The sequence below is a fragment of the Mycobacterium branderi genome (assembly GCF_010728725.1).
Classification (GTDB): Bacteria; Actinomycetota; Actinomycetes; order Mycobacteriales; family Mycobacteriaceae; genus Mycobacterium; species Mycobacterium branderi.
Genome location: NZ_AP022607.1, coordinates 110,727 through 134,034 on the forward strand (window position 1 = coordinate 110,727; position 23,308 = coordinate 134,034).

22 protein-coding genes and 1 pseudogene are annotated in these 23,308 nt (G+C 64.8%); 7 read left to right on the plus strand and 16 right to left on the minus strand.

Annotated elements, in window-relative coordinates; all coding sequences use genetic code 11:
• Positions 1-4: 4 nt before the first annotated feature.
• The 3 genes from G6N47_RS25455 to G6N47_RS25465 form a co-directional block, all read right to left on the minus strand.
• Positions 5-1,234, minus strand: a complete 1,230-nt coding sequence (locus tag G6N47_RS25455) for a CaiB/BaiF CoA transferase family protein (protein ID WP_083130829.1) — start codon at positions 1,232-1,234, stop codon at positions 5-7.
• A 9-nt stretch (positions 1,235-1,243) separates the two neighbouring features.
• Positions 1,244-2,395, minus strand: coding sequence for an acyl-CoA dehydrogenase family protein (locus tag G6N47_RS25460; RefSeq protein ID WP_083130830.1), 1,152 nt, complete (start codon positions 2,393-2,395; stop codon positions 1,244-1,246).
• Between the two features lie 274 nt (positions 2,396-2,669).
• The gene (locus G6N47_RS25465) at positions 2,670-3,662 is read right to left on the minus strand and encodes an SseB family protein (RefSeq protein ID WP_232080407.1); all 993 of its coding nucleotides are present in this window, start codon (positions 3,660-3,662) and stop codon (positions 2,670-2,672) included.
• A 44-nt stretch (positions 3,663-3,706) separates the two neighbouring features.
• On the opposite strand from G6N47_RS25465, the gene G6N47_RS25470 reads away from it, so the two are divergent.
• A complete protein-coding gene (locus G6N47_RS25470; RefSeq protein WP_083130832.1) occupies positions 3,707-4,222 on the plus strand; it encodes a hypothetical protein in 516 nt (171 codons plus the stop codon).
• Positions 4,223-4,644: 422 nt separating this feature from the next.
• Positions 4,645-5,634, plus strand: a complete 990-nt coding sequence (locus G6N47_RS25475; protein ID WP_211281500.1) for a hypothetical protein — start codon at positions 4,645-4,647, stop codon at positions 5,632-5,634.
• Between the two features lie 86 nt (positions 5,635-5,720).
• Here G6N47_RS25475 and G6N47_RS25480 read toward each other — a convergent pair whose 3' ends face one another.
• The 3 genes from G6N47_RS25480 to G6N47_RS25490 are packed head-to-tail and all read right to left on the minus strand — an operon-like array spanning position 5,721 to position 8,344.
• On the minus strand, positions 5,721-6,749 hold the full coding sequence (locus tag G6N47_RS25480; protein WP_083130833.1) for an aminoglycoside phosphotransferase family protein: 1,029 nt from the start codon (positions 6,747-6,749) through the stop codon (positions 5,721-5,723).
• Positions 6,739-7,599 carry an enoyl-CoA hydratase-related protein gene (locus G6N47_RS25485; RefSeq protein ID WP_083130834.1) on the minus strand — a complete coding sequence of 287 codons (861 nt, stop codon included), beginning with the start codon at positions 7,597-7,599 and terminating at the stop codon, positions 6,739-6,741. Before G6N47_RS25485 ends, G6N47_RS25480 begins: the two co-directional genes overlap by 11 nt.
• 10 nt (positions 7,600-7,609) lie before the next feature.
• Positions 7,610-8,344, minus strand: a complete 735-nt coding sequence (locus tag G6N47_RS25490) for an SDR family oxidoreductase (RefSeq protein ID WP_083130835.1) — start codon at positions 8,342-8,344, stop codon at positions 7,610-7,612.
• 50 nt (positions 8,345-8,394) lie between these two features.
• Here G6N47_RS25490 and G6N47_RS25495 point away from each other — a divergent pair, with 50 nt between their 5' ends.
• Positions 8,395-9,543 carry an acyl-CoA dehydrogenase family protein gene (locus G6N47_RS25495; protein WP_083130836.1) on the plus strand — a complete coding sequence of 383 codons (1,149 nt, stop codon included), beginning with the start codon at positions 8,395-8,397 and terminating at the stop codon, positions 9,541-9,543.
• A 56-nt stretch (positions 9,544-9,599) separates the two neighbouring features.
• On the opposite strand, the gene G6N47_RS25500 is transcribed toward G6N47_RS25495, so the two are convergent.
• Positions 9,600-10,301, minus strand: coding sequence for a hypothetical protein (locus G6N47_RS25500; RefSeq protein WP_232080408.1), 702 nt, complete (start codon positions 10,299-10,301; stop codon positions 9,600-9,602).
• Positions 10,298-11,653, minus strand: a complete 1,356-nt coding sequence (locus G6N47_RS25505; RefSeq protein WP_232080409.1) for a phenylacetate--CoA ligase family protein — start codon at positions 11,651-11,653, stop codon at positions 10,298-10,300. The genes G6N47_RS25500 and G6N47_RS25505 overlap by 4 nt, the downstream gene beginning before the upstream one ends.
• 104 nt (positions 11,654-11,757) lie before the next feature.
• Between G6N47_RS25505 and G6N47_RS25510 the strand changes: the two genes are divergently transcribed.
• Together G6N47_RS25510 and G6N47_RS25515 are read left to right on the plus strand one after the other, a co-directional pair.
• A complete protein-coding gene (locus G6N47_RS25510; protein ID WP_083130838.1) occupies positions 11,758-13,305 on the plus strand; it encodes an AMP-binding protein in 1,548 nt (515 codons plus the stop codon).
• Between the two features lie 176 nt (positions 13,306-13,481).
• Entirely contained in the window at positions 13,482-14,645 is a 1,164-nt protein-coding gene (locus tag G6N47_RS25515; protein ID WP_083130839.1) for an acyl-CoA dehydrogenase family protein, read from the plus strand.
• Positions 14,646-14,668: 23 nt separating this feature from the next.
• Here the strand turns inward: G6N47_RS25515 and G6N47_RS25520 are convergent, their stop codons facing one another.
• Positions 14,669-15,442 (minus strand): SDR family NAD(P)-dependent oxidoreductase, encoded by a 774-nt coding sequence (locus G6N47_RS25520; RefSeq protein ID WP_083130840.1) that lies wholly within the window; start codon positions 15,440-15,442, stop codon positions 14,669-14,671.
• A 169-nt stretch (positions 15,443-15,611) separates the two neighbouring features.
• A pseudogene (locus G6N47_RS29900) lies at positions 15,612-16,438 on the minus strand (NmrA family NAD(P)-binding protein).
• A gap of 121 nt (positions 16,439-16,559) precedes the next feature.
• Here G6N47_RS29900 and G6N47_RS25535 point away from each other — a divergent pair.
• Positions 16,560-17,345, plus strand: coding sequence for an enoyl-CoA hydratase/isomerase family protein (locus tag G6N47_RS25535; protein ID WP_083130843.1), 786 nt, complete (start codon positions 16,560-16,562; stop codon positions 17,343-17,345).
• An 11-nt stretch (positions 17,346-17,356) separates the two neighbouring features.
• Here G6N47_RS25535 and G6N47_RS29905 read toward each other — a convergent pair whose 3' ends face one another.
• The 6 genes from G6N47_RS29905 to G6N47_RS30415 all read right to left on the minus strand — a co-directional run bounded on the left by G6N47_RS29905 (position 17,357) and on the right by G6N47_RS30415 (position 23,150).
• Positions 17,357-17,650 (minus strand): type II toxin-antitoxin system Phd/YefM family antitoxin, encoded by a 294-nt coding sequence (locus G6N47_RS29905; protein ID WP_083130844.1) that lies wholly within the window; start codon positions 17,648-17,650, stop codon positions 17,357-17,359.
• Between the two features lie 9 nt (positions 17,651-17,659).
• The gene (locus tag G6N47_RS25540; protein WP_083130845.1) at positions 17,660-18,643 is read right to left on the minus strand and encodes an alpha/beta hydrolase family protein; all 984 of its coding nucleotides are present in this window, start codon (positions 18,641-18,643) and stop codon (positions 17,660-17,662) included.
• Entirely contained in the window at positions 18,640-19,854 is a 1,215-nt protein-coding gene (locus tag G6N47_RS25545) for a cytochrome P450 (RefSeq protein WP_083130846.1), read from the minus strand. Before G6N47_RS25545 ends, G6N47_RS25540 begins: the two co-directional genes overlap by 4 nt.
• 80 nt (positions 19,855-19,934) lie before the next feature.
• Entirely contained in the window at positions 19,935-21,143 is a 1,209-nt protein-coding gene (locus tag G6N47_RS25550) for a cytochrome P450 (RefSeq protein ID WP_083130847.1), read from the minus strand.
• A 104-nt stretch (positions 21,144-21,247) separates the two neighbouring features.
• A complete protein-coding gene (locus G6N47_RS25555) occupies positions 21,248-22,897 on the minus strand; it encodes a class I adenylate-forming enzyme family protein (RefSeq protein ID WP_232080410.1) in 1,650 nt (549 codons plus the stop codon).
• Positions 22,872-23,150 carry a hypothetical protein gene (locus tag G6N47_RS30415; RefSeq protein WP_372517472.1) on the minus strand — a complete coding sequence of 93 codons (279 nt, stop codon included), beginning with the start codon at positions 23,148-23,150 and terminating at the stop codon, positions 22,872-22,874. Before G6N47_RS30415 ends, G6N47_RS25555 begins: the two co-directional genes overlap by 26 nt.
• On the opposite strand from G6N47_RS30415, the gene G6N47_RS29910 reads away from it, so the two are divergent.
• Entirely contained in the window at positions 23,088-23,306 is a 219-nt protein-coding gene (locus tag G6N47_RS29910) for a hypothetical protein (protein WP_139799401.1), read from the plus strand. The genes G6N47_RS30415 and G6N47_RS29910 overlap by 63 nt on opposite strands.
• Positions 23,307-23,308 lie beyond the last annotated feature (2 nt).

Sequence of the window (23,308 nt, forward strand, 5' to 3'; positions counted from 1 at the left end):
CGATTCAGCTGTCGGTACATTGTTCCGCTGGCGTGTGAGTCGGTGCTGGGACACCGACGACGCCTGCGTCGATGAGCCCGTCGATCTGCTCCTGGGTGCGACCCAGCTCGCCAAGCACCGTGCGGGTGTGCTCGCCGAGCGCGGGGATGCTGTCCATGCGCGGCGCCCAGCCCGGCGAGACCGGCGGCGGCAGCAGCGACCGGATCTGCCCGACCGGCGAATCGACTTCGCGCCAACGCTGGCGCGCCTCGTGTTGCGGGTGGTTGACGAAGTCGTCGGCGAGGTTGACCCGTCCGCACGGCACCGCCGCCCGGTCAAGGTTCGCGATCGCCTCGTCCAAACTCATCCGGGCGAAAATGTTGCGGCACAAAGCGGTCACCTCGCTGCGGTGCGCAGCCCGCGCGGGCCCGGTCGCGTAGCGCGGGTCGTCGGCCAGCTCCGGGCGGCCCAGCACCGCGCCGGCCAGTCGCTGCCATTCACGGTCGTTTTGGACACCGACGACCAGGTTGCGGCCGTCGGCGGTGTCGAACGCCTCATACGGCGACAACGTCGGATGGCTGATGCCGTTGGGCTCGTGGCGCCGCCCGCTGCACGACGTGAAATAGACGGTATATCCCATCAATTCACTGATCGCATCGAAAAGGCTCACCGAAATCGCGCGTCCCCGGCCGGTCTTCTCCCGCTCGTAGAGGGCCGCCAGGACACTACTGTAGGCATACAGGCCCGCAGCCAGATCAGCGATCGCGATACCGGGTTTGGCCGGACGATCCGGCCACCCCGTCGTCGCGATCGAGGCGGCCTCCGCCTGCACCAGCAGATCGTAGGCACGCTTGGCCGCATACGGGCCGTCGTCGCCGTATCCGGTTATGTCGCAGGCGATCAGCTCCGGGTAATGCGTCACCAGTTGCTCGCCCGCCAAGCCCAGCCCCCTGGCCGCGCCGGGCCCGAGGTTTTGAATCACCACATCGGCGGTGGCGATCAAATCGTTCAGGATCTCGCGACCGGCGGCGGTTTTGAAATCGAGCGCCAGGGACTCCTTGTTGCGGTTGACCCACACGAAATGGCTTGCCATACCGTGCGCTTCGGTGTCGTAGTGGCGGGCGAAGTCGCCCTCGCCCACCCGCTCCACCTTGATCACCCGGGCACCCATGTCGCCGAGGTGCCGTGATGCGAACGGCGCGCTCACCGCCTGCTCGATCGCAACCACGGTGACACCGTCGAGTGGACCGGTCATGTGTGCCTCTCAGTAGCTGCGCAGGCCCATGCTGCGGGCGATGCCGTTGCGCTGGATTTGGCTGGTGCCGCCGGAGATCGGCGCGACGATGGATTCCCGCCAGCGAAAGCTCATCACGCTGTCGGTGGCGAAGCCGTGTCCGGCGCAGATCTGCATCCCGAGCCGGGCGGCGGCCACGTAGGTTTCCGAGCCTTTCAGTTTGGCCATCGCGCCTTCCCGTGCGCACGACAAGCCCTGGGCGAGCATCCACGCCGCCCGGTAGGCCAACAGTCGCGCGGCATCGATCTCGGTTTGCATGTCGGCCATGGCGTGTGCGAGCGCCTGAAAGTTTCCGATGGGCCGCCCGAATGCTGTTCTCTCCTTGGAAAATTCGAGCGCCTCATCCAGCGTCGCCTGCGCCACCCCGACGTATGCGCCGCTCATCAGCACCCGCTCGAGCTCGAGGTTGGACAACATCACCCGCCAGCCCTGATCCTGCTCGCCGACGAGGTTTTCCTTGGGGACGATCACGTCGTTGAGGAAGATCTCGTAGGTGCCCAGGATGTGTCTGGCCAGCGTCGCCGTTTGGCGCAGCTCGACACCGGGGGTGTCCGCCTCCAGGAGCACCAGGCTGATGCCGTCGTGCTTTTTCTGCCCCTTCGAGGTGCGCACGTACATCATGATGTGGGTGCCCGGCAGACCCGCGCCCGTGCACCACATTTTCTGGCCGTTGATGACGAAGTGATCACCGGCGTCGGTGGCGGCGCAGCGCAACGCCGCCGCATCCGACCCGGTGTCCGGTTCACTGAGGGCCACCACGTAGCGCGCGTCGCCGGGGATCATCTTGGCGGCGATCGCCTCACGCTGGGCGTCGGTGCCCCACTTGTAGACGGTCAGGGACGGGATCAGCGTGCCGATGTAGCACATCGCGATGTCCAGACTGGCCCGCCCGAGTTGTTCGGCGATGATGGCGAGCTCCATCGGGCCGCCGTCCTCGCCGCCGGACTCTTCGGGAAAGGGCAGACCGTACCAGCCCATCTCGGCCATGGCCTTGAACAGCTCCGCCGGGTAGGCGCCGGACTCGTCCCATTCCTTGGCCCGCCGGGGCGGGCAGTGCCGGTCGACGAACTGCCGCGCTACATCCTGAAGCGCCGCGTGCTCTGGCGAGAGCCCGAAGTCCATCGCATCCCCTAACTATCTAAATGATTAAACTATAGCATCGGGTGCGCGGGAGGCAAGCAGCCGTGATGGCCGCCCGGCTCGCCAGCGCGCCGACTCAGCTATGGATTTACTCCGGAGTTGTGGCGGTATCAGGCGTCTCACCAGATCAGGACGGCAGGTGGCGGAAGGTGGCTGTTCGCCGACAAGACGCGCCCCGGCAGATCGTTGCCCGGGGCTTACTGACTGCCCGGCATCAGCCCGAATTACGAAGAGCTGCTTATGATCGCCGCCGAATTCAGTGGAAGAGCGCTGCGGCTGAGAAGGTGACGGACGGTCCGGCGGGATTGATGACCAAGGCGCCGTATCGCCTTTCGCGCATGATGTCCAGGACTTTGGCGGTGCTTAGCGGCGCCGCCGCGTCCGTGGGATTGAAGGCGAGCACTTCGGGACCACTGGTGAAACCGAAAAGGCTCGACGAACCATCGGAATGGGTCGTGGTGCGCATCAGTACGTTCGCCGGATCTGTGTCGTCTGCGCCGAGCATCATCGGGCCGTCTGTCCGTAGCAGTTGCAAGACCGCTTGCCTGTCTGTTTGGCCGGAAGCCAGCGCGGCGAGCGCTTCCTTGAGTGGCTCGTTGTGCGGATTCCGCAGCGCGAAGTCGATCTCTGCGGCTGAGAGCGCACAGGTCGGTCCCGCCGGATCGATGTAGAGCCAGGCGTCACCTCGTTTTCGCACCAAATCCAGTGCTCCGGTCGCCGGTGTGACCAGCGACTGAATATTGGTGCCGGCCGGGTAGCGCCGGGCAATCTCCTCGTGCCGGGTGAAAGCAAAGAGTGCGCGCCCGCCGTCGGGGCCCGTTCCGCCACAGATCTGAAGCTGTCCCCCTTTGCGGAATGATCCATCGCCGAATGCATCCGAGCCGGTGATATCGAAAAGGAGCTCGCCGTACATGCATGAGCGCAGCACGTCGAGTGCGAACTTTTGGCACGGCGCGCCAGCGAACTGCGCCACCGCTCGCCGGACCGTCGAATTGTCGACCAATTTCACCGGGTGAGACTTTAGCGTGGTGTCCCGAATTGAGGCACTCGCGGTCAGCAGGGGTGCACCGTTGGTCGATGGAGCCGATCTGGCACCACTATTCGTCGTCCTCCTGGTCGGTCCCCAACGCGCCCAGTTACGGGTCGAGTCCACAGCAGTGGTGTCGCTGTGGGCGGCGCGACCGGTACAACCCGTCAGCAGCAGCGCTGAAAGCATTGCCGCAATACGAACAGCCGCGCCGCTCATCATTCGAGTGATGCTACGACGCGCGCATACCACGGGATAATGAGCGGATGGGTATCGGTGTCCGGTCCGCGGTGAGGGGCCTGGTGGTCGTCAGCGCGGCACTGCAACTGCTTGTGACGCCTTGGCCACGGGCGGCGGCGGGCCCGCCAGCACTGCCCGACTTCGACGCCTACCCGAGGGCTCAGGATAAGGATTACCTAGTCCGTGATACCCCGGCGTACTGGGTGCATGGATTTCAGACGCCCGACGGGCTGTTCTGCACGTCGTCGAGCCACCGCACCTCTTATCTGGACTGCTATGGCCCGTTCCCGTCAGCCCCCGGCGGGGCGAACTACATCGCGCTGTCCAATTTCGCCCCTCCCGTTCCGAAGGTCATCACGCTGGGGCCGCGCGAGTTCGAAGGGCACCCGCTGGCTCAACTCCCAGTAGGTCTCACCTACCGCTTTGACGGGTCTGAATGCGTTCGTGGCGGGCAGTGGGAACTGGCCTGCGTGATGCTGACAGATGACGGCGGTTACAGCTCCGGTTTCGCGGTGACAGAAGGGCGGACGGAGATTTTTTGACATCACCGTCGCCGACCAACGCCGGTTATGCGACGAATCGCCGTCAGCGTAAAGGTCTTCGGGCGGGACCAAGCGGCATCGTGAGCGGTTTCGGAGAAGGGCGGTCACCTAGGTTTCCGAGCCTTTCAGCACCCGGGAGTCTCCAATTGGACGGCCGAACCCCGTTCTCTCCTTGAAAATTTCGAGCGCCTCACCCGCAGCGTCCCTGCACACCGACGTAGGCGCCCCAGCATCGGGTTTCGCGGTGGACCAGGCGGCCGAACCCTCGTCTGTCGCACTTCCCGTTGATCCCCGAGGCATTGTACGATGTATAGGTCAATCATTTAACTGTAATCCGAGGGATTTGGGGCCCGATGGTGTCTGCGCAACGACCCGATGCACAACCCTTGCCTCGGCGGGGCGACTTCGAAGGTAAGGCACTCGTGGGTCCGTTTGCGCCCGATGCGGCGTCGATGCATTCCGATGAGCCGCTTTTCGGCATGCCGCCCGAGGCGCTGTACCTGTGGGGCACATTGCGCGACGACCAGGGCGACCTGCACACGATCATGCGCCGCATCCCGCACAACGGGCAGCCTACCAGCCGGCGCAGGCTCGTCGTTCAGAGCACCATCGGCGGAGCCGGCGAGCTACGTATGCATCCGTGCGGCCGGAACTCCGCGCCGCATGTCGATCCGATCCGCGAGCTGTTTGACCGCGACACGATCGAATGGCGCAGCAACCCCGGCGTCGAGGGTGCACCGTTCCGCGCCCGCTGGGCCAACGAGAGCTGCCAGTGGGTGGAGGAGGGCACCTTCGAACTGTGCGGGACGCTGATCAAGCCGGGCATGCAGTGGTATGTTCCCGATCCCCGCGCAAGCATGGCGTATCTGTCGACCATCTACCGCCTTGACGGGTCGATATTCGGCAGGGCGTGCCGCGGGCTCATGGGTTTCGACCAGGTCCACATGTATGAGGGCGGTGAGGTGTATCGAACGCTTGACCCGCTCATCGAGGGCGGTTTGGAGCATCTGTGGTACACCTGGGCTACCTGCTACAAGGACGGCTCTATCGATGCCGGCCATTTCATGTTGGGCAACAAGCGTTTTGGGTTCGCCATCCTGACCGATGAGAACGGTGCGGTGCGCTGCACCACGGACGTCGACGGCGAAGTGACATTCGACGACGACAATTACTGGCCGACGGGGGCGCGCTTCAGTATGGGCGATGTCGAGTACGAGTTTCTTCCCGACCCGCGTGGCAGGATGCCCGACCTGGGGCCGATTCCCAATCCCCAGGTTGAGGGCCGGTGGCGCCGGGTCGGCGATGCCCGCGAGCCCGATGTCTGGTTCGCCTGGGGGGAAGCGCTGCCTGCCAACGGATCACGTCCCCGCCGCCACACATACAAGCCGGAGCCGGCAGTGACCCGTGAATAACCAGCGCATGCCACGGTTTGAACGAATGAGCCGCCGCGGGCGCGACAGCGCGCTTTTGCGGCGCTGGTCGCGGCGCGGGCTGAGCGCTACAGCGCCCGCATTGTCTCGAGATCTTCGGCGGCGGTCAGGCAGCGCTGCAGGAAGCACCGTTGTGCTTCGTCGGTGTGCACACCGTCGGGCGTGATGAGCCACATCAGCACCCCGTAGAGCACGTTCTGGCGGTACCGCAGCCAGGCCTCATCGAACGTCGGCGAGGCCACGTCGGCGGCTACGAGACGATCGAGATAGCCACGCAGCAAGTCGGTTTCGTGTGTGCGCCGATCAGCCGGGCTGAGCGCGGTGATGAGCAGGTAGGTGACGTCGAGCGCCCAGCAGCCGCGCAGCGCGAGTTGCCAGTCCAGCAGGCCGCCGGGCCGGTTGTCGCGGTAGTAGACGTTGCTGGCGTGCACATCGCCGTGCAGCAGCGCGTGCGGGCCGGATTCGTTGGCGGCCACCAGCCGGTCAAACGCCGGCCACCACCGGTCTTGGGGCCAGCGGCTCTCGTCGACCAGTTCGGCCCGATGCCCGCGCTGCAGGTGGCGTCGTGTCAATCGGGGCCCGACCCGGGCCCAGAACTGCATTTGTGGATTGCTCGTCGGTGTGGTGAGCCAGGGCAGTTCTCGTGACAAGCGGTCGCCGCCCCACCACGTCGCATGCAGCACCGACAGCGTCTCTAGCAGCCCGTCCACTTCATCCGGGGTGGTCGGATCCAGGACGGACCCGACCCTGGTGTCGGGCCTCGCGCTCAGGTCCTCCATGAGGATGGTGAACTCGGCGTCATCATCGGAGGCCTCGATTACATAAACGGCCGGCTGCTCGATCTTCGTATGCGGCAGCACATCCCGATAGATACGTACCTCGGTGGTGTACATCTCGGGGGGGAAGTTGAAGTCGGCGAGGTTGCGTTTGGCGAACATCCGCTCGGGCAGGCCATGGCCGTCGTGTTCGTATTGCAGGCGGAGCCGCAGCCGGTTGGCCGAGCCGGAGGTTTCGTCAAGCACCTCGACGGCGGCGACCGCCACGCCGAGTAGCTTGCTGAGTCGACGGGCGTCGATGCGGTGATCTTCAGCGCTCATCAAACGGCTCCTCGCCGAACCAGGGATAGAAGTCGGGCAGGTCGCCCGGTACGTTCAGCGCGAACGATGGCGGCCGTTTCTGTTTGAACGCTGCTACCCCTTCCTTGGCGTCGGCCATTGCGCCCAGGGCCAGCAATGCCTGGGACTCAAGCCTGTTGGCGCTCATCGGATGCGGCGAACCGAGCTGGCGCCACAGCATCTGTCGGGTCAGCGCGACCGACACCGCAGAGGTCTGCGCGGCGATCTCGGCGGCGAGTTGTTGAGCGCGGGCCAGCACCTGGTCGGCCGGTCGCAGCTCGCTGACCAGACCGCGGGCCAGCGCTTCCTGCGCGTCGAAGCGCCTGCCGGTCACCGCCCAGTCGACGGCGGTGGCGATGCCGACGATGCGGGGAAGAAACCAACTGGCACAGGATTCCGCGACGATGCCCCGGCGGGCGAAGGGCAGCGCGAATCGCGCCGAGTCCGCGGCGACGCGGATATCCATCGGCAAGATCATCGTCACGCCGATGCCCACGGCCGTGCCGTTGACCGCGGCGATTACCGGTTTGGTCGAGTTGAAGATCCGCAGCGCCAGCTCGCCGCCGGTATCGCGGTGCCCGCCCCGTAATGGCTTGAAACCAGCTGCGTCCGTGTCGAATCCGCCACCGCCGGTGCTCAAGTCGGTACCGTATGAGAAAGCCTCCCCGGCGCCGGTGACGATGATGACGCGCACGCACGGGTTTGCGTCAGCCTCAGCGAAGGCATCCAGCAGGCCGTCGAGCACGTTGTAGGTCACGGTGTTGTGTGACTGTGGCCGGTTGATCGTGAGGGTGAGGACTTTGTCCTCCAGTGAGCTGAGAAGGTCGGCCATTTTTTTCCTCTCATCCACCCATGGACAATCCGCCGTCGACGGTCAGGATCGAGCCGGTGATGTAGCCGGCCTCGTCGTCGAGCAGGAAGGCGACTGCGTGCGCCAGTTCGTCGGGATCGCCGCGGCGGCCCACGGGGATCATGCGCAGGATCGCCGCTTGCGTGCGCTGCGGCATCGACGCAGTCATGTCTGTTTCGAACACCCCCGGCACGACGCAGTTGACAGTGATACCGTCGCGTGCTGTCTCTCGTGCCAGAGAGCGGGTCAGGCCGTGCAATCCGGCCTTGGCGGCGCCGTAGGCGGCTTCCGTCGGACTGCCCATCACTGCGGTGACCGAGCTGATATTCACGATCCGGCCGAAATTGTGTTGGCGCATCACCGGTATGGCTGCCCGGCACAGGTGGAACGCCGCCGACAGATTGACCGCCACGGTACGGTCCCAGTCGCTTTGCGCCGTCTGCGTGCTGGGCCGCTCGATGAGCAGGCCGGCGTTGTTGACGAGCAGGTCGAGCCGTGCGTGCTTGCCGATGAGCCGATCGACGAGAGCGGCGCACGCGGCCGGATCACTGATGTCGGCTTTGACCGTCTCGGCGCCCGTGTGATCGTGAAAATCCTTGGCAGCGGCGTCATCTTCCCGATAGGCGGCGATCACCGTGGCGCCGGCCGCCGCGAGCCGTGCGCAGATGGCCGCCCCGATTCCGCGGGTGCCGCCGGTGACCAGGGCCACCCGTTTCGAACCAACCACGCCGTATAGTATAAAGAGTTATCTAATTGTTCAAACCCCCCCGGAGCATCATGAAGCGTGAGATCTTCGAGCCGGAGCACGACGAGTTCCGCGCCACGGCCAGATCATTCTTCGAAACCATCTGCGTCCCCCGCGCCGACGAGTGGGAGGCCCGTGGTTACTCCGATCGTGACGCGTGGATCGAAGCGGGCAAACTCGGTCTGCTCGGGTGGGAGATGCCCGAGAAGTACGGCGGCGCCGCGATCATCGACTTCCGGTTCAACGCGATCCTCAACGAGGAATTCTGGCTGACCGGAAGTGTGGGCCTCGGGCTGGGCGTGCAAAACGACATCACGTCCGGGTATTTCCGCGACCTGACCACCGATGAGCAAAAGCAGCGCTGGTTACCGGGTTTCGTATCGGGTGAGCTGATCACCGCGATCGCGATGTCGGAGCCCGGCATCGGCTCAGATTTGGCCCGGCTCAAGACGACCGCCAAGCGCGACGGCGACGAATACGTGGTGAACGGCGCGAAAACGTTCATCTCCAACGGATTGCTGGCCGACCTGGTGATCGTCGCGTGCCGCACCGATCCCGACGCCGAGAAGCCGCACAAGGGCATCAGCCTGCTCGTCGTCGAGGCGGGCATGTCCGGCTTCACCCGCGGCCGCAAACTCGACAAGATCGGCCAAAAGTCGGCTGACACAGCAGAACTGCACTTCGAGGATGTCCGGGTTCCGGTGTCCAACCGGCTCGGTGAGGAAAACCAGGGCTTTTACTACCTGATGCGTAACCTGCCGGCCGAACGGCTGGGCATCGCCATCCACGCGGTCGCGCAGGCGCGGCGAGCTGTCGAGCTCACCACCCGATACGCCCACGACCGCAACGCTTTCGGACAGCCGATCGGCACATTTCAGGTCAACCGTCATGCGCTGGCCCAGATGCACACCGAAATCGACGTGATGCAAACCTACGTCGACCGCTGCATTATGGCGGTCAATTCCGGTGAGCTGACCGCCGACGAGGCCGCCGGCGCCAAATGGTGGGCCACCGAGACGCAGTGGCGAATCATGGACCGTTGCCTGCAATTACACGGCGGCTACGGCTACATCAACGAGTACGAGATCGCGCGGCTGTGGCGCGATTCGCGGGTTCAGCGCATCTACGGCGGCACCAACGAGATCATGCTCGACATCGTCGGCAAGGGCCTGGGCTTCTGATCACCAGCGCGGCCCCGGGCGCCGGTGCGGATTCCCCGGTTCGTCCGATCACGCGCTCACACTGCGGTCTGCAGCTCGATCGTGGTCGCCCCGTCGCCCCCTGATCCCACCGATCCGCGGATGCCGGTAGGTACGCGGTCGAATGCTGTTGCCCGCTCACGTGCGCTGGACACCACCAGCTCGCCGTCGGCACTGTCGACTACCCATTCGGCGGCGTTCACGACGACACCCGCCCGCCCGGGAACCCCCAGTGCCAGCGCCGGTCCCAACATCACGAACGGAAGCACTTGGGGCGCAACGCCGGCGAGCCGGCTCACCGCATCGGGGCGCGCCCACACGATCTCGACCCCGGACAGCAGTTCAGCGATCGGTGGCTCAGCGGATTCCAGGGCGCTCAGCGTCTCGCCGCCAAGCCCGAAGATCGCTTTGACCGGCAGTCGCTGCAGGAACATCGACGTGCGCCGGGCATCGAAACTCCACACTTCTGCCGGCATGAAAATGGCGCCGATTCGGCGCAGCGCGCGCACCACCGGACTGGTCCACGGACCCTCGTGCTGACTGATCGTGATCAGCACCAGGTCGCCGGGACCAAGCCCGGCCGAGCGCAGCAACGCGTCCGCCCAGTCCACGTCGCGTCCGAATTCATCCCACCCGATCTCGAAGTCGCGGTATTCCTGGTCGACACGGAGCCGGCCGATCCCGACGATCGGCGAACGCGGAAGCGCTTGGGCCGCCGCCGTCATCGTGGCCCGACTCATGCCTTCACCACCCGCGAGAACTTGGCAACACTCGATGCTGTCGCCAGCAGGTCGTCGATCGGGCACAGCTCCACATCCACCGGCACGTCCAGTCCCGCTTCCAGCACACCGGTGGCCCGCCGGCGCAGCTCATCGAGGTCACCGGTGCGCTCCGGCGGATAACCGGCCCGTACCCGCAGCCGTTCCATCTCATCGGCGTATCGCACTACCTGAAAGATCCCGTCGCCCAACTCCGGAACCGATTCCACCAGCTGCCAAACCTCCGACAGCATCACCGGTTTGGCGGCGACCAACATCTCGTCGCCGCTGCGGCCCAGCACCCACATTCGCGCATGCGTGCGCCCGCAGGGCGCCGGCTCCCGGGTGATCCGCACGACGTCGCCGGAACGGAACCGGATGTAGGGGGCCGCCCAGTTGTCCAGATCGGTGGCAACGAGCTCACCGAGCTCACGATCGCCTACCGGCGCCCCGGTGATCGTGTCGAGTGTTTCGGCCAGCACCGTGTCCTCCCACAGCACGTAGCCGTCGTGCTCGCGTCCCTCCCAGGCGGTCCCGGTGTCCCCGGCGCTGGTATAGGTGTACAGGTCGACGCCCCACTGGTCGCGAACCTTCTCCGTGAGCATCTTCCCCAGCGGCATCCCGGCGAACGCGGCGCCCTTGAGCGAGGACAGCATCGCCTTGATGTCGTAACGGTTTTCGAGCTTTTCGAACTCCAGCACCATCGGCAGGAACAGCTGCACAAAGTCCACCTGATATTGCTCGATGGCTTGCAGCACCTGCTCGCCCTGGCCGATCCAGCTGTCGAGGTAAATGGGGATCAGGCCCATCATGTGAAGGAAATCGTCGAAGTAGTTGCGGAACGATCCCGGCGGCATCAGGACCTTGTTGCCCGGGCGAAGTCCGATCTCCCAAAAGTTGCGCGCATAGTGGGTGGGCAGCGGCGGGGCGACCGTCCAGATCTCGGGTATCAGCTCGGGCATGCCGGTCGTGCCCGACGTCGACGTGATCGAGGTCAGCTCCGAGATGTCGACGCACAGCAACCCCCCGAAGGGGTCGCCGGTGCGCTCCCGGTACGCCTTGATGTCGTCCTTGCTGAAGGTGGGGATCTTGCGGGTGAAATCGTCGAGGCAGCCGATGTCTTCGGGCTTCACCCCGGCGCCCGACCACAGCTCCCGATAGAAGGCTGAGCGCTCCCAGGCGTAGCGCACCAGCTCGAGGATGCGCTTCTGCTGAAGCGCCGTGATCTGTTCCCGGCTGGCCGTCTCGATCTCCGGTTCCAGGAACCGGCGCTCATGGTCGACCGCCTTCTTAGGGCTGGCCTGGTCTGCGTGCACGCTTACGTCTACTGTCATCTGCTCCCCGCGAGGTCCTGCGCTGCCGCTCTACCTTACACTGTAACGTGATGGCCGACACATCGGTATAGGTTTGACTGATTGTGCCTGTTGGGAGGAGCGCCATGCCCGATGTCACGTTGTCCGATATCTGTAGCGAGCATCGCCGCCGCTACCCGGACCGACTGGCCGTCATCGACGGCGCCAAGCGCTACACCTGGCCGCAGTTGGATGACCGGGTCAATGCCGCGGCCCGCATGCTGGCACAGCGCGGCGTAGCCAAGGGAGAGCGGGTGTTGTGGCTGGCCCAGACCTCGTCGCGGTTTCTCGAGCTCATGTTGGCTTGCGCACGTCTGGGGGCAATGATTTGTCCGGCCAACTGGCGCCAGTCCGGCGAAGAGATCGCGTTCGTCATCGATGACTTCGACCCGAAGGTGATCGTCTGGCAGGACGAAGAGATCGGCGAGCGGGTGCGCAGCGCCCGCGACCTGGTCTCGTCGAACGCGTCGTGGATCCGGCACGACAGCGACGAACCCGGCTGCTACGACGACCTGGTGGCCGCCGCGAGCCCCGAACCGGTGTGCGCGGATGTGGATGCGCACGACGCCCTGCTTGTCATCTACACCGCGGCGCACTCGGGCCGGCCCGCGGGATCGATGCTCTCGCACCGCAACCTGATCGCGATGGCCCTTCAGACGGGCAAGATCACCAACGCCGACGAGAACTGCATTTTCGTCAATTCCGGCCCGCTGTTTCACATCGGTAACTTCCAGTTCGACTCGCTGCCGGTGTTCGTGATGGGCGGCACGAACGTCTACATCAGGCGGGTCGACGAGGAGGAGCTGCTAAGGCTCATCGCGGCCGAACGGGTGACATCGGCATTTTTGATGCCGCCCACCATCATGAAGATGAAGGAGCTCAATACCACTTTCGGCCTTGATATCTCGTCACTTCGTCCCGGTGCTTTCGCGCCGTTGTGGGGTGACGCGTTGCCGCCCGATACCACCCGCTGGGGCAGCGACAGCGGGGGGTTCGGCCAGACCGAAGTCACCGGCCTGTCGGTCCTGAACGGCTACGGCGGCAAGGGAATCGGCAACTCGGGCCGACCAGGGTCGTTGTGCCAGGTGCGGATCGTCGACCCCGACGGTGTGGAGGTGCCCGACGGGTCGACCGGGGAGATCATGGTCCGCGGCGACACCGTGCACCTGGGCTACTGGAACCGGCCGGAGGTCAACGCCGCCAGGATGCGCGACGGCTGGTGGCACACCACCGACGCCGGGCGCCGCGAAACCGACGGCACCATCACGTTTCTCGGCACATTGACCCGGATGATCAAGTCCGCCGCGGAGAACATCTATCCACCCGAAGTGGAGTCGTGCCTGAGCAGCCATCCCGCCGTGAAGCAGGCCGCGGTGATCGGTGTCCCCGATCCGCGCTACACCCAATCGGTGAAGGCGATTGTGGTGCTCGAAGACAACCAGAGCGCCACCGAGGCCGAGCTGATCGAGCATTGCCGCGCGCGTATCGCCTCCTATAAGAAGCCGAAGTCCGTGGAATTCGTCGATGCCCTGCCGACGGTCGAGGGCCGGGTCGATTATGACGCGCTTGATGACAAGTTCGGCGGCGGCGGATATCCCGGTGGCGCAAACAGCGGCGGCGTCGGCACAACGTGATTCCAACGCATCCGGTCGCTGAACTGGCTCGGTGACAAACGTTTTCACGGTGAGGGCCGCCGACGCGCACATCGGCCTGGTGCAGGCTACCGACGCCCGCAACGGTGCATAGTAAAGGTAAATGATATAACGACTTATATGATCTCCTTGCCGTTGTTGGCGGAGTCTTGCTCGTGATGAGGCTTGCCGTCGAAGCAGACTTGGAAAGTCTGCGCCAGTCGATCACCGCGCAGGCGCTGACCAGGGTGCGCCCGCTCGCCGAGCAAGTCGACCGGACGCAGCAGTTCTCCTGGGATCTCTGGAAGGCAGTATGCGATCTCGGGCTGACCCGACTGTCATTTCCGGAAAGGTTCGGCGGCGACGGCGGCACCATCCGCGCCTACGCCGTCGCCTCGGCGGAGTTGGCTCAGCATTGCGCCGTCGCAGCGCTGTATCCCGGCACGTCCATCCAAGTGGCCGCGGCGCTCATCGCGCACGGTAGCAGCCATCACGTGGCCGCTGTCGTGCCGCGATTGGTTGCCGGCGCGGCGATCGGCGCGTGGGCATTCACCGAGCCCGCCACTGGCTCCGACCCCCGCCAGATCACCACCCGCGCAGCGCGCGACGGCGCCGGCTGGGTACTGACGGGCGACAAGCAATTCATCTCCTATGCCGAGCAGGCCGAGATTGCGCTCGTCTTCGCCCGCACCTCGGACACCACTTTGGGCGCCTTCCTCGTTGACACATCGGCTTCGGGGTGGTCGGTCGGCTCCCCGAGTGAGGTCCTCTCGATGGGCGGCACCGAAGCACGGCCTGTGCGCCTCGACGGAGTTCGGATTCCGCAGACCGCTGCTGTCGGAGCACCAGACGCAGGTTTCGAAATCATGTTGAGCGGGGAGGCATTCGGCAAGGTACGTGCAGCTGCGATCTGCGTCGGTATCGCGCAGCGGGCACTCAGTGAAGCGGCGAACTACGGACTGACGCGCGAGCACCGCGGCTCGCCGATTGCGCGGCGATTCCCGACGATCCAGGCGCTACTCGGTAATGCGGCCGCTCAAGTTCTGGCGGCCGAGGCATTGGTCTTGTCCTGCGCTGATTTGCTCGATCAGGGCGCATCGATACCGGGCGAGGCTGCCTCGGCGCGGCTCACCGCCAGCCGGGCTGCCCGGGAAGCCGCCACCGCCGCAATGCACGTATGCGGTGCATACGGTCTGACCCGTGACATGGTCGTGGAGCGGCTGTATCGCGAGGCGGTGTTCTTCGACGTCGCTCAAGGTGTGGCCGAGATCCAGCAGACAATCGTTGGTCGCGAAGTGCTGACTGCGGCGCAGAAGACGGGTCCCGGAGCAGGGACGCGCTGAACGGCGTCGCTGGGGCCCGCCCGTCAGAAGATGCCGTAGCCGCCGTCTATGCGCATACAGTCGCCGGTATGAAATGACGACGCGGGACTGGCGAGATAGATTGCGATTCCGGCCCAGTCGTCGGGCGCACCCCACCTTTTCAGCGGAATCCTGGGCAAGATCTTCTCGCTGATCGCCGGATTCTCGAGCCACTGGTCGAATACGCCCGAACGGGTCCACCCGGGCAAAAGCGCGTTGGCCCGGATTCCGTAGCGGCCGAACTCGACAGCCAGCGACCGAGTCAACCCGAGCAGACCTGCCTTGGCCGCCGCGTACGCCTGTTCACGCGGCGCACCGAAAATTGCGGCGATACTTGAGGTCAGCACGATGCTGCCACCGTTACCGAGATCGACCATGTGCCGGGCAGCCTCGCGTGCTGTGAGGTAGCTGCCGTCGAGGTCGATCCGCATGAGGGCACGCCATTGCTGCAGGGTCGAATCGAGGAAACGCGGATTCGTCATCGCATTGGCGAGGGCGGCGTTGGCGAAACATGAATCCAACCGCCCGAATTCACCGACGACGCGGGTCATCCCGTTCACTACCGCGTCCTCATCACTGATGTCGACCTCGTGTGCCGCAACCCGATGGCCGTGTTCAGCCAGTCGTTCGGCGGCTGCCTGGCTCCTTTCGGCGTTGCGCCCCCAAATGCAAACATCGGCCCCGGCGCGAGCCAGCCCCTCGGCCATGCCGAATCCAACGCCTGAATTCCCGCCAGTGACAAGCGTGACATGGCCGGTGAGGTCGAGGGGGTGAGTCACCTGATTACTCCAATCGAGGTCGTTCGATGGGTTTCCCCATAGCGTTGGTCTGACTTCAAGCTTTCGGCGTGGTGGCGGCTTTCAGTTCGGTGTGGTGCTGATTGGCCCACCGGGTGAAGGTGGTCAGGGTAAGGCCGTACACTTCAGCGTCTTTCGGGCGGGCGGGATATCACACCGGACCGAGCCACTCTTGTGTCGCTGACCAAGACTTCTCGCCCAGCCGAGCGTGGACCTCCTGCGCCGACACACACGATGGGCTCACCCGCCGGCCCGCCGCGTCTGCGATCACTGATGCGATATCGGCCACCGTGCACGCGTCGCCGGCAAGCTCAATCTCGGCAGCGTTGAAGCGCTGAGGGCTGCCCAGCGCCGCAACGGTCGCCAGACCGATATCCGCCGCCGCGATCAGGGCCACGACCGTGTCCGGGTTTGTGCCGATGAGTAGTTCACCGCTTCGCAGATGCGGAAACATCCAGTCCACCTTGGGCGCGATGAAATTTTCCATCATGAACGCTGGCTTCAGGATCGTGAACACCGGGAAGCGCGCATCGCGAACCATCGCCTCGACATCTTCCTTGCTGTTCCAATAGTTGGCCATCACTCCCGCGTCGACGTGCGGGTAGCGTTTCCGCCAGCCCGTACCCGACACGGACGTGTGCACGAAGTGTTGCACCCCGGCGGCTTTGGCAGCGCGGATGAGATTGCCGGCCTGCCGGCGTTCGGAGTCGGCGTCAGCCAGCGGCGCGGGCTGGACGGAAAAACGCCGGTGCACCCTGAGCAGGCCGACGTGAGTGACTCGACGTCGTCGAAGTCGCCCTCCGCTATCGCGGTGTCCCCGTTGGCAAGTGCTCGAACTCGCTGCGCGCCGCCCCGCCGCACCAGAACCACGATGTCGAGTCCGGCGCGTTGTAGTGCCGCGGTAACGGCGCCGCCCTGCGTGCCGGTGGCTCCGGTGACGAGAATTCTGTGGTGCACCACGGTTCTCACACTCTCCATTCAGGCCGTTGGCATCGCCGCGTAGGTCAGCTCTAGCGCGATAACACCACGCGCTCGATGACGGCCGGCGCGCTGACTATACAGTGTAATATATAAACTGATTAAACAGTTAGGAGGCGCCATGAGCGAGGCCGCCGGGACGACATTCGAGACCGTGTTGATCGAGGAGGATGGGCCCGTTCGCATCGTGACCCTGAACCGCCCCGACACTATGAACGCGTTCGATGACGATATGCACCACGCCTTGGTTGGCGCATTGCGAGATGTCGGGCGGGATCGCACTGCCCGCGCGATTGTGCTGACCGGAGCCGGCCGCGCGTTCAGCGCCGGTGGTGACATCGAACAGTTCGAATTGTTGGCTGACGACCTGGAGGTCCGCCGGGCGACGCTGCGGATCGGGCGCCAACTATTCGAGGACCTGATCAACGTGCACCTGCCGGTGGTGGTGGCGGTCAACGGTCCTGCCGTCGGTCTGGGGTGCACGCTGGTGTCGGCCTGCGACATGGTCTTCATGTCGGAGAAGTCTTATCTGTCCGACCCGCACGTGACCGTTGCGCTGGTTGCCGGCGACGGGGGCCAAGTGACCTGGCCGTTGAACACCGGCCTGTTGCGCGCCAAGGAGTACTTGCTGACCGGCGACCGGGTGCCGCCGCACGTGGCCGTCGAAATCGGGATGGCGAACAGGGTGGTGACGCCTGGCTCGCTGATGCCCGAATCGGTCGCGTTCGCCCAGCGGCTTGCTGCGTTGCCCTGGCAAGCGGTGCAGGACACGAAATTCGTCCTCAATCAGCACCTGCGCCAGTCCGCCGTCACCGCGCTGGGATTCGGCTTCGCGGCAGAAAGCCAGTCACACGACACCGCCGAATACCGCGCCGTGCCGGCGACATTTCGTGCGCAACGGAAATAGCCGGCGGTGGACTAAGCGCCAAGGGAAGAGCATGCCATGGGGATTTGTTCGCCGTGATCGAGATCCGGCTTGAGAAGATCTCCGCGTTGGAACGCGTCCTCAACTTCCAGTAGACGACGTGCACTGGCCGGTGACCTGAAGAGGTATGCCGTCTCCACCCAGGCGGAGTGGTCGTCGGCACGCATCACCACGGCATTGCCTCGCTGCGAGATAATTTCGACCGGGATGCGGTCGTCGTTGACCTGCTCGATAGGTAGAACCCGTACCTTGCCGGCCTCACCGGCAGTTGTATCAGTATGGCCGATCGGCCACTTTCAGCCGACCGAATGGCACCACTTCGCAAGCCGGTTCCAGAGTTGGCCTCGGGTCGACGCGAAGTTGTGCATGTGCGCCATACGCTCGCAGATGAATAGCGTGATGTCCGTCGAATGCGGGTAGGCGGTGGGCTCACGGCGCGGTTCCGGTGCTGTGTCGCGTTCACCGAACCCGATGAAGACGGGCACATCGAGCTCGGCGGCCTCGGCCTTGATGTAGCCCGGTGAGAGCATCGCGACCGCGCAGGTGGGCAGCGTCGCGCTGCCGAACGGTGGGGCGCTGGTACGGATCGGATACCCGCCGCAGGTGTCGGCCTCGACGATGTCGGCGGGCACGTCCTCCCAGAAGAACGGGTAGAGGAATTCGGGGACGTGAGCCGAGGCCTCGGCGAGGGACAGCTCGTCGGGGGCGGTGGTTCGTGAATAATCGAAAAATTCAGAGGTACGGACCGTTTCGTCGTGCTTGGGCATTGGCAGCACAGTGTGAATGGCGCTGTAGCCCAGCACGGCGACCGCGTCGTAGGTGTGGTGACGAGCGGCCATGATGACAGATACCCCACCGCCCATGGACTGGCCGATACCGATCCGGGCGCCCACATCAACGCCGGGATATCCCGCCACCGCCGTGCCGCTGCGCAACCGCTCGATGACGACTTTCACCGCGAAATCGTTTGCGGCGGCGATGTCTTCGATGCGTACCGATTCGGCAACATCGGGGCTGCTCTGCCCGACGCTCAGGTGGTCGATCGCCACAAACACCAGGCCGCGCTCGACATGATGTTCGGCCTGGGAGTAGCCGGCATGCCCGGCGAAGTGCATGTCGTAATAGCCGCGCGAGTATCCACCGCCGGGCACGGCGAATACCACCGGCTGGCCGCTGGCCAGGTTTTGCGGCGGCGGGAGGAACAGTGTCGCCACCACACGCAGCGACCGCTCCAGCGCGCAGGCCGCCGTCACATCGACGGCGATATCTGCGGTGATCAACTGCCGGCGACCGCGGGCACCGGGAAGGTGATCGGCAGCCGCTTCACCATCCGCACGGCAACGTTGTCGTAGACCAGCGAGTCCTCGTCGCCCACAGTGTAATTCGGGATTCGGTCGAGCAGCTCCTCCAAAGCGAGCCGCATTTCCAGCCGTGCCAGGTGCGACCCGAGGCAGCGGTGCGTGCCACTGGCGAACACCATGTGATCTTTGCGGCCGCGGTCGAAATCCACCGTCAGCGGATCCTCGTAGAAAGTGGGGTCGACATTGGCCGCCGCCCAGCTCGCGTGAATCGCTTCGCCGGCCTTGATCACCAGGCCGTCCCCGAGGTCGATGTCCTCGACGGCGTACCGGAAGCCGGCCGGGACCGGCGACTCATAACGCATGATTTCTTCGACCGCCGCCGGGACCAGTGACCGATCGCTCACCAGGCGGTCGCGTTCGGCGGGATGTTGGCCCAGCCACGCGAACGCGCATGACATCGACGACGTCACCGTGTCCAGGCCGGCGAACATCAGCAAGAACAGGATGTTGACCAGTGTCAGATCCGGCATCGGCTCACCGTCGACCTCGGATTTGATGAGGGTCGCAATGACGTCGTCTTCGTGCTGGGCGGTCTTGCGCTTTTCAGCGAGGAAACCGACGAAGTACTCGTAGATCTTGGTGGCCGCCACCACCATATTGGCCTGCGTCTCTTCCATCGTCTCGCCCGCGGGATGGATGACGCCGTCTTTGAACTCGATGAAGAAGTCCAAGTCGGCGACCGGCGCGCCGACGAGACGAAGAAAGGTCAAACACGGCAGCGGCACACAGAAATCGTTATAGAGTTCCGCCTCACCGCGGGGCAGGAAACCGTCGATCAGCTCCCTCGCCAATTGGCGGACCGAATCCTCAAGTAAAGCAACCCGTTTCGGTGCGAACAAGGGGTCGAGCAGACGGCGCCATTTCTTGTGGTCTTCACCGTCGATCTCCAGCGGGATCAGCGGATTGTCATTGCCGAAGCTGCCGCCCCGACCGCCGGTGCCGAGCACCGCGGGGTGACGATTGATCGCCAAGATGTCGTCGTGCCGATACAGCCACACCACGCCATCGGGCGCCCGCTCGGCACGGACGTCTCGCGCCTTGTCGTGGTAGTGGCGTTGCGGATGCGCCTCGCTTTTGAGAGCTTGCACCCACTCCGACAGCCGCGGGTCGTACCGCTCGCCTTGATCCATCGTCCTCGCCGTCCCGAGTCACCTTACAGTGTAAGGTGATTTGTATCATGCCTGCGCCGCCGAGGCAATGTTCTAACGAATTAACTACTGCGGGCGCTGCTGGCGGGGAAGGCGATCCAGAGGTTCTCGACGGCGCGCACCGCGCAGTTGTCGTAGCTCAGCGCCCCCTCGTCGATGGCGTAGTCGGGTATGCGCTTGAGCAGTTCCTCGACGGCAAGGCGCAATTCCAGCCGGGCCAGATGGGAGCCCAGGCAACGGTGGGTGCCGCTGGCGAACACCATGTGGTCCTTGCGGCCGCGATCGAGTTTCACGGTCAACGGGTCATCGTAGAACGTGGGATCGACGTTGGCCGCTGCCCAGAATGCGTTGACTTCCACACCGGCGGGAACCACGAGGCCATCCCCGAGGTCGATGTCTTCTTCGGGGTAGCGCATGCCGGAGGGAACCGGTGACTCGTAGCGCAATAGTTCCTCCACGGCCGCCGGGATCAGCGACATGTCCCCGGCGAGTCGTCTGCGTTCGCGCGGATGCTGACCCAGCCACGCGAAGATGCACGACATCGACGAGGTGACCGTGTCGAGCCCCGCGAACATCAGCAGGAACAGGATGTTGACAAGGTCGAACTCTGCCAGCGGCTGCCCGTCGATCTCGGACTTCATGAGATTGGCGATGACGTCGTCATGCTCATCGGCGTGCTTGCGCTTCTCGGCGAGAAACCCGACGAAGTATTCCATGAGTTTGCCGCCGGCCGCGGCCATATTGGCGTCGATCTCCGCGGTCGTTTCGCCCTTGGGATGAACGACGCCTTCCTTGAATTCCAGGAAGAAGTCCATGTCCTCCACCGGCGCACCGACAAGGCGCAGGAATGTCATGCAGGGCAGTGGTGTGCAGAAATCCCGGTACAGTTCGGCTTTGCCGGCGGGCGCGAAGTCGTCGATCAGATCGCGTGCCAGCTGGCGCACCTGGCTCTCCAGGCGTGCAACTTGCTTGGGAGCGAACATCGGATCGAGCAGGCGCCGCCACTTTCTGTGGTCCTCGCCGTCGATCTCCAGCGGAATCAACCGCGCGTCGTGGCCGAAGCTTCCACCCCTGCCCCCGTTTCCGAGCACGGCGGGATGCCGGTTGATCTGCAGGATGTCGTGGTGGCGGTACAGGTGAAGCGCGCCGTCGAGGTATTCCGCCCGCACTTGTCCGGCCTTGTCGTGATACACGGTTTGCGGCTGTGCCATGGTCTTGACGCGCTGCGACAGGCCCGAGATCCGCGGGTCGTATCGGGTCGATTGCGCCATCGTTCCTCGCTGTCCGACGCGGTGACATTACACCGTACGGTGATGTATACCACCATCCTTTAGAAAGGTCTATTATTTAGCTGATTAGCGCTGCCGGGGCCGGATCATTCGCCGCGCTCGGTGCGGAACGCGCCGTCTTCGTAGGCCTTGCGCAGCACATGCTTTTGCACCTTGCCGCTGCTGGTCCGCGGCAGCGTTGTCGTCACGATCCACTCCGTGGGTCGTTTGTGTCGACTGAGCCGCGCCGATGCGAAGGCGGCAAGGTTCCGCGGGTCAACCCGGCCGGCCGCGGGTCGCACGGCGGCAACGACCCGCTCCCCGAGCCGGGTGTCCGGCACACCGAATACGGCGGCTTCGGCCACCGACGGGTGCGCAGCCAAGACCTGCTCCACCTCTGCGGGGTAGATGTTTTCACCGCCGCGAATAATGACCTCACGAACCCTGCCCCGAAACCTCAGCACGCCGTGGTCGTCCATCGAGCACAGATCGCCGGTATGCAGCCAGCCCGCGTCATCGGCCGCCGGGTCGATCGATCCATCGCATCGCAGGTAGCCCGACATGGTCAACGGACCGCGGACGCACAGTTCACCGACGGAGCCGGTGGGCACCACTTTGCCGTCGCGATCGCACAGGTAGTAGTCGCGCCCCGGCAGGCAATGCCCGAGGGTTTGCGTCCGTATCGCGGTGGGATCAGATGGTCTGCTGGCGGCCATCGCCGGTGCCTCGCTTTGCCCGTAACCGACCAGGCAGGTGACTGCCAGGCGGTGTTCCATGTCCTCGATCAGACCGGGATCAACTGCCGACGCGCCGCCGGCGACGATGCGTACCGAGGAAAAGTCTTCCGGTGAGACGCCCGGCATCGCCAGCAAGTCGACGATCATGGTGGGCACCAGGCCCACCGCCGCCGGCCGGGCGATGCGCAGTGCGCGCAGCACGGTCTGTGCGCTGAATCGCTCGATGACGACGTAGGTCCCGGCGACCGACAACGCGCTGAGCACGCCGCTGACCGATCCGCCGACATGGTGCAGTGGCAGCGGATTGAGCCATGTTTCGCCCGTCTGCAATCCGATCGCCTCGCCCCACACCTGCGCACAACCCAGAGCCGCGCGATGCGACAAGACCGCCGCCTTCGGCAAGCCGGTCGTGCCCGAGGTGTGTTGGATCAGGAACTCCGCGGCGGCATCGGCTGAAACCAGATCTGCTGCAGGCTGTTTCGGCGATTTGTTCAGCCCGGTGATCTCGCAGACAGCGGGCCGCCATGGCAGCTGCCGGGCGACCTCACACATCGTCGGGTAGACCGCGCAATCGCCGACGCGCGTCGCTGCCAGTATCAGCGTCGCGTGCGCCTGAGACAGCATGTGGCAGGCTTCGCTCTCCGTCACCGTGGGGCTGATCGGTACCACAGGCATTCTGGCCATCGCACAACCGAACATCGCCACGATCCACTCCACGCTGTTGGGTGCCGCAATTGCGACCCGCCCCCGGCGCGGATTGAGATCGAGCATCATCGCGCCGGCCGCGCGGGCGCGGACATGCAGCTGGGCCCACGTCATCGATCCCATACCGGAATCGGTGAGCCACACCAGCGCACGGTGGTCCCCGAAGTCGCGGCTTACTCGTGCCAGCGCCGCGCCAACAGTCTCTTCGCGCAGATCGATTGAGTCGGCCGCCCGCAGGTACGCCAGGCCGTGTTCCTGCGGCGCTCCTGGCGCAGGCCCCCTGAACCGGTCAAATCCTGTCGTCGAAGACCACATATCTAATTATATTACCTATTAGCCGGAGGCCCGATAGCATCCTTGTTACCCGTCGCAGGCAATCGCAGACGACGGCACTCCAATTAGCTTTAGCCCCAAGGCGTTCCAGTTTACGGACATCGTCAGCGGCAGACGGGCGATGGATCACGACGTAGAGGGACGGCCTATCGATCATCCGAAGCTGCATCAAGTGGGTGGAAAGGAGTCCGACGTGGGGATGGCGGAACGCCTGAGCATCACCGGCGGCCCGCACGACTTCATCGCGGGTCCACCAGTGCCGGAAATCCAGGCTCCTGAGGACGGACTGCTTGCCGAGATGTCGGCGTTCATAGTGCGCGGGGCCGGTTACCCGGAGACGGCCGAGTGGGGTCGCCGAAGTCGGCCCATGCGCCGGGGACCTGCCCGCTGACA